This window comes from Mycobacterium sp. 1245852.3 (assembly GCF_001669335.1).
Lineage (GTDB): Bacteria > Actinomycetota > Actinomycetes > Mycobacteriales > Mycobacteriaceae > Mycobacterium > Mycobacterium europaeum_A.
The window spans coordinates 1-6061 of record NZ_LZLL01000502.1 but is presented as its reverse complement, the minus strand read 5'-3'; the positions used below and the strand labels follow the sequence as shown (position 1 = coordinate 6061).

Annotated in this window: 4 protein-coding genes and 1 pseudogene; all 5 read right to left on the bottom strand. The window is 70.6% G+C overall.

The annotated features are described in order from the left end of the window. A partial coding sequence (locus A9W96_RS31685; protein ID WP_156752882.1) for an FAD-dependent oxidoreductase occupies positions 1 to 110 on the bottom strand: 110 nt, incomplete at its 3' end. 92 nt (positions 111 to 202) lie between these two features. Continuing rightward, positions 203 to 973: a hypothetical protein gene (locus A9W96_RS22395; RefSeq protein ID WP_067143167.1), complete on the bottom strand. Its 771-nt coding sequence runs from the start codon at positions 971 to 973 to the stop codon at positions 203 to 205. A gap of 67 nt (positions 974 to 1040) precedes the next feature. Beyond that, positions 1041 to 1634, bottom strand: a complete 594-nt coding sequence (gene sigM, locus A9W96_RS22390) for an RNA polymerase sigma factor SigM (protein ID WP_066877777.1) — start codon at positions 1632 to 1634, stop codon at positions 1041 to 1043. Positions 1635 to 1713: 79 nt separating this feature from the next. Continuing rightward, the gene (locus tag A9W96_RS22385; RefSeq protein ID WP_231999794.1) at positions 1714 to 5358 is read right to left on the bottom strand and encodes a murein biosynthesis integral membrane protein MurJ; all 3645 of its coding nucleotides are present in this window, start codon (positions 5356 to 5358) and stop codon (positions 1714 to 1716) included. After that, positions 5355 to 6061, bottom strand: a pseudogene (locus A9W96_RS22380) (hypothetical protein); the annotation flags it as partial. The gene A9W96_RS22385 and the pseudogene A9W96_RS22380, both read right to left, overlap by 4 nt.

The following is a 6061-nucleotide window of genomic DNA, read 5'->3' as shown; positions in this document are numbered from 1 at the left end:
CCCTCAAACACCACCGGCGCCAACTGCGCCCGCGCCGCATACAACGCCGCGGTATACCCAGCAGGACCCGAACCAATGATGATCACGTCATGCACAGCGTCGGCGGTCATGAACACCTTTCAAGCGATCGTCTCTGGAACTGTGTAAACGCCAGCGTAAGCACGGCTGTTCCCGGGTGTGTCGCACCACCCATGGCACCACACTAGGGCCGGGGGACCTGGGTGTTGGCCAGTAGCCCGGTATCGGCCGCGCTGCAGTTCGGGGAGACCGCAAACACCGCCAGAACGTGGGGGCTGTCACCGGGGATCACCAGAATGATGCCCGGGCGGGCGTTGATCTGGACCGGTCGCGCACCCAGGACCTGCGTGGATGCCGGATAGCCGAGGCCGGTGAGGCAAGAGGCGCGCCGCGCCGGGTCGCCGAGGGCGCCGTAATCGGGGCTGCGGTCGAGCAGGCCGAGGATGTCGCTTTGCGAAAGCGGGATCTCCATCGGCCGGGTCGACAGCGTGATGTGCTGGATGTCGCCGGGGGTGTCCGGTGCGGGTTCGGGTGCGTGTAGGAGCGCGATGGTGCCGAAGCCGATCGCGGCGAGTACCGCGCACAGGCCGGCAGCTGCGGCGGTGGTGCGGCCAGGGCGGATGCGTGGGCGGGCGGTGTGCGCGGGGGGCGCGGCCGATTCCCCGGACCCGGGACCCGCCGAGCGCAACGTCGCGGAAACCCGGCCGACCACCTCAGGGGGAGGGTCCGGCGCCGAATCGGGGTCGGCGCCGACGGCGGCGACGTCGCGGCGGACCTGGTTCAGGGCATCCAGCACGCCGGCGGCGTGCGGATCGGCGCGGATTTGCCGGCGGACGCGGGCGGCGGCCGCGTCGTCGAGGATTCCGGCTTGTAGGTCGGCGAGGAGTTCGACGGTCAGCGGTGGGTCCGATCCCGCATTGCGGTGATCCGCCGCATCGTCGCCCGCCACATCCATCGGACCCAGTGTCCGTCATGCACGCAGCGATGGCCACGCGTGGCCCGCTGCGGCGGTCTTCGGTCGGCTAGTTCAGCCCCTGGCCGGTGGCGGTGTCCGGCAGGGCGTGTGCGCCGGCGTTGAGGTAGCCCAGCAGTTCGGCGAGCCGCACCCGTCCGCGCGCACAGCGGCTCTTGACCGTGCCTTCGGCGACGCCGAGCAGCCGGGCGGTGTCGGCGACCGAATAGCCCTGCATGTCGACGGCCACCACCGCGGCCCGTTGCTCGACGGGAAGCCGCATCAGCGCGCGCTGCACGGCCATCGTGGTCTCGACCTGAGCCGTGCGATCGGCGACCGGATAGATGTCTTCGAGCGGGACGGTCGGATGCGCTTTGGTGCGGCGCAGCCGGTCCAGACACGCGTTGACGACGATGCGGTGCAGCCAGCTGCCGACGGCGGCGTCGTGCCGGAACGCGCCGGCGCCGCGGTGTGCCGAGAGCATGGCGTCCTGCAGCGCGTCCTCCGCGTCTTCCGGGGTGCGAGTCGTCAGCCGGGCGAGCCGGTGCAGGTGCCGCTGATGACGCCCGAACAACTCGCCGAATGCGTAACGGTCGCCGGCCACATGGGCTGCCAGCAGCTCGGCGTCACTGCGCTCACGCTTGGCGTTTCTTCCGAAGCCCACGGCCGGACAGTAACCAATTGCGTATGGCCCGGCACTTCACTCGGAAGGGTCGATGTGAGTGGCCGACAAGCGCCGCGGATTAGGACGCGGCCTGGACCGTGATCTCCGAAAATCCGGCCTGGCTCTTGCCGCTGGTGGATCCCAGCGTCGAGATCCACACCAGCACATTCGATGTCGGCGAGCCGGCCCGGACCGGGATCACGTTGTGGCCGGGCTTGAGCGTGAAGGCCGGGGCCAACACGGTCGTGTCGTTGAGGCTGGACGGCGACGACGAGGACGCGGCGCGGATCTCCACCTTGGTCCCGTTGCTGGGCGTGTCGATGGTGACCTGGCCGACCACGGTGGGGTTGGGCAGCTGCAGGATCAGCCCTTCGCCCTGCTTGAAGCTGGGGAACGGAACGGCGTCGGTGTAGACCTCGGTCGCCCAGGCCGTCGAGGGATCGCCGTCGATGGCCTGCCCGGCCGTCCCGGCGTTGTCGGCGTCACCGTCGGGGGAGAAGACCGTCGCTTTGGTCGGTTTGACGACGCTGCCCGCGGCGGCGGGCGGGGCGCTCGACGATGCCGACGCGGACGACGACGAGGGGCCGTTGAGGCCCAGCTCATCCTTGTTGAGGCCGCCACCGACATTGCCGAAGATCTTGCTCACGATCGACGCCAGCACCAGTAGGGCCACCACGATGACGGCGAGGCCGGCGCCGACCCCGACGAGCACGTTGCGCCGCCGCCGCGCAAGGGTCGCCTGCTCCTGACCGGGTGAGATCAGGGCCGCCGACGGCGAGGGCGAATCGTCGATCGGGCCGAGCACCTCGGTGCGGTCGGCGACCGCGGTGGCCTGCTGGAGCAGGTTCAAAAGCGTTGAGGCGCTACGTATTCCGCCGTCCTCTTGGACCGCTCGGACGGCGACGGCGGAGATCTGGAAGGGGATATCGCGGTCGACGGACATGGGCTCGACGGGGTTGCCGGCCGAGTCGCGTTCGGCCGCCGCGAGTCCGCTGCGCACCCCGCTCTCCAGCAGCGGCCACCGATTGACCAGCAGGGCGTAGAGCGCCGCGCCGATGCCGCGGATGTCGTCTTGCGGGTTGGCCTCGGGCATGGTCGCGGGGTAGGCCAGCACGACGTCGCCTTCGATGCTGACTCGCACCCGGCTGGGGTGGTCGATCGACAGCGCGACACCGGCGCGGTGTGCCGCGTCGGCGGCGGCGGCCAGCGACTGCATGGCTCGGACGGCGCCCACCGGTGAGGGCGCGGTGTCGGCCACCTCCTGCAGCGAACCGCCCCGAATCCACTCGGAGACCACCAGGCCGCCCGAGCCGGTGTGCACCACGTCGAGGACCCGGGCGATGCCGGGTTTGTCGATGCGGCTGAGCCGTAGGGTGCGCGACAGGATCTCCTGGAGGACCTCGTCGGGCAGGGCGCCGTCCGGGTCGACGAACGTCAGCGCCACTTGCCGATCCAGGGCGGTATCCAGCGCCTGCCAGAACTGCAGCGGCGGGGCGCCGCCGTGGAACACCAGCAGCCGATACCGCCCGCCGGCGATCCGGGCACCGGGGACCAAGTGCACGTCGTCTCCCGCGGTGTCCGCCGAACGCTCGCGCGGCGGTTCGAACGGCGTCGGTGCGCGTCGGGCGTCGCCGCGGATATCGCCATTGGCGTGTTCGGCGGGGCGCGGGGCGGACCGGGGCGGCTCCTCGGCCGGGATGTCCGGCTGGAAGTCGTCGGCGAGCGGCCGTGGCGTGCCGGAACTCGCGCCAGATCCAGCGCTGGGGGCTGCGCTTTCCATCGGGCGGTCGGTCACCTCCGGTCCTTTCGCTTGCCGGGCTCGGTTCGCCCGCTCCGGAGGCCTGCGCCGGATCGGCTCCTGGACCGCATTTACCCCAGGCGGGGATGAATTCCTCTGCTCAGGGTACGTGACGGGGCGCCGGTGAGACGATCGATCCTTCGCACTGGGATTGCGCGGGCGTGGTCCGCGGCCGGTGATGCGGTACCGCAGGGCATCCAGCGCTGCCCGCGCCTCGGGCACCTGCGCGCGCAGCATGACTGCGGCGATGATCGGCAGCATGATGAGCCCCAGCACGAACAGGCGAAGCAGGGAACCGGCACCGCCGTGGGCGGTGAGCTGATCCAGTCCGAGCAGCCGGTCGACCACGTGGGCGATCAATCCGGCCAGCATGGACGCGGTGAGCGTCACCAGGATCGTGCGGACTTCGCCGGCACCGATCAGGTGGCCCCCGGCGGGTAGCAGGGCGCGGCGCAGCAGCACGTAGCCGATGACCGCGCCGGCCAGAAAGCCGGCGCCGTTGGCCAGCCCCAGAAAACCGGCCACCAGCTTGGGGTCGTGGGTGACGTGCGGCGCCAGCACCGAGCCCAGGATCTTGACGGCCGTGATGACGAGGATGATGACGATCGGCGTCCACGGCTGTTCGCGGGCGTAGAAGACCCGCAGCTGCAGTAGCACCAGCCCGTACGGGATCAGCGTGAAGGCCGAGAGGGTGATCGCGGCACCCAGGTAGCCGGCGTCGACGTCCCCGAAGTGGCCGTAGGCGAACAGGGCGCTGCCCATTGCGGGACCGCCGACGGTCATGAACGCCACGATTGGGATAAGCGTGATCAGCGTCAGCCGGGTGGCCAGGGACAGGTCGCCGAGCACGGCCTTGGTGTCGTCGGCGGCGGCGTTGCGGCTCAGCCGCGGCATCACCACGGTCAGCACCGTCACGCCGATCATGCCGAACGGCAGCATCAGCACCAGCCAGGTGTAGTTGTAGATCGCGGGACCCGACGCCGCCGCGGTGCTGGCGATCTGGTTGCCCACGACCAGGCCGAGCTGGCTGATCAGCACGTAGAGCACCATCGCGGCGGCCATGGTGCCGAAGCGCTTGAGGCGCTGGTCGATTCCCCACAGCGGGCGCAGGTCGACACGCTGGCGGCGCAGTGCCACCAGCAGCAGCCCGGTTTGGGCGAACACGCCCAGGGTGGTGCCCACGGCGAGCACCAGCAGCTTGGCGTTGCCCATGCGGACGGGGTCGACGGACAGTTCACCGGGAACCAGCACGTAGATCGCCAGGGTGATCAGTGCGACGACGTTGTTGACGACCGGTGCCCATGCCGTGGGACCGAACACGTTGCGGGTGTTCAGGATCGCCATGAACACCGAGGTCAGGCCGTAGGCGAGGACCTGGGGCAGTAGCAGGTAGGCGAACGCGATGGTCAGCGGTTCGTTGACCTGCGGCGCGCGGCCCAGCATCAGCCGCACCAGCAGTGGGGCGGCCAGCACCGACAGTGCGGTGGCGACAATCAGCAGCGCCGTCGTCAGCGTGACCAGGCGCCGCACGAAGGCCGCGCCGCCGTCGGGGTCGCTCTGCTCGGCGCGCGCCAGCACCGGCACGAAGATCGCGGTGAAGGTCGCCTCCAGCACGAGGGCGGCCACCAGGTTGGGTAGCTGATTGGCCACCGAGAATGCGCTGGACAGCGCGGCACCCAGGATCGCGGCCAGCAGCACCACGCGGGCGAAGCCGGTGAGCCGGCTGATCAACGTGGCGAACGCCATCGCCCACGACCGCGAGACCAGCGCGGAGTCCGACAGCTCGGGCCGGCGCCGGTCGATCTCGGCGGCGACTGGCGGCAGCGGGCCGGTCGGCGGTGAGCCCGACACCCGGGAAGGCGGGGAAGGCCGGGCTGGCTCGGGCAGGCGGTGTTGGGGCTGCGCCTGCCGGTAGGCGGGGGTCATACTCGGTGCTCTTCTTCGACGTGCTCCTGATCCACCCTGTGGTCGGGGTCGTCGCGCGCCTCGCCTGCGGCGGCGTGCCGGGCGTCGGGTGGATCGGGGCGGTCCAGGTCGGCGCGGTCGGGTTGGCCACGGAAGCGGTGCCACAGCCGCCGGCCGGCCAGCAGAACCAGCACCGCCGCCGCGGACAGCGTGATGGCGAACAGGACCTTGCCGTAGGCGTTGGAATGGACCGACAACCGGACCGGCTCGCCCAGCCGCAGACCGTCCGGGGTGCGCAGGGTGGCGTCGACGGCGACGCGTTGGGTGAAGTTCACTTCGACGGGAATGCGCAGCGGCAGGTAACCGGGGGGCAGTTCGATCTGACCGATGTCGGTGACGTTCATGCCCGGCGGCGCGTCGACGTGCAGCCGCACGCGGATCGGAACGGCCAGGCCGTTGTGCAGCGCCAGCGGCAGCGGGCTGTGCTCGGTGGCCAGGGTGTAGGAGCCGCCGGGGTTGACGATCGTCACCGCGCCGAACAAGTCGTTGATGGTCTTGCCGACCACCGCCAGGCGTTGCTGAGCCAATCCGTTTCGGGTGTCGGGCGGTTCGGACTGGCTCAGCGCGCGCAGCATGTCCTCGCGCAGCGGCGCGGTGTACTGGACGCCGGTCAGCCCGGTGCGGTCGTCTGTCATCAGCGAAGACGTCAGTCCCCACAACCGGC

What these genes read in the sequence shown, in the direction of transcription:
- A9W96_RS22395 (WP_067143167.1), bottom strand. Translation starts at nt 973, where the DNA reads ATGGATGTGGCGGGCGACGATGCGGCGGATCACCGCAATGCGGGATCG.
- A9W96_RS22385 (WP_231999794.1), bottom strand. Translation starts at nt 5,358, where the DNA reads ATGACCCCCGCCTACCGGCAGGCGCAGCCCCAACACCGCCTGCCCGAG.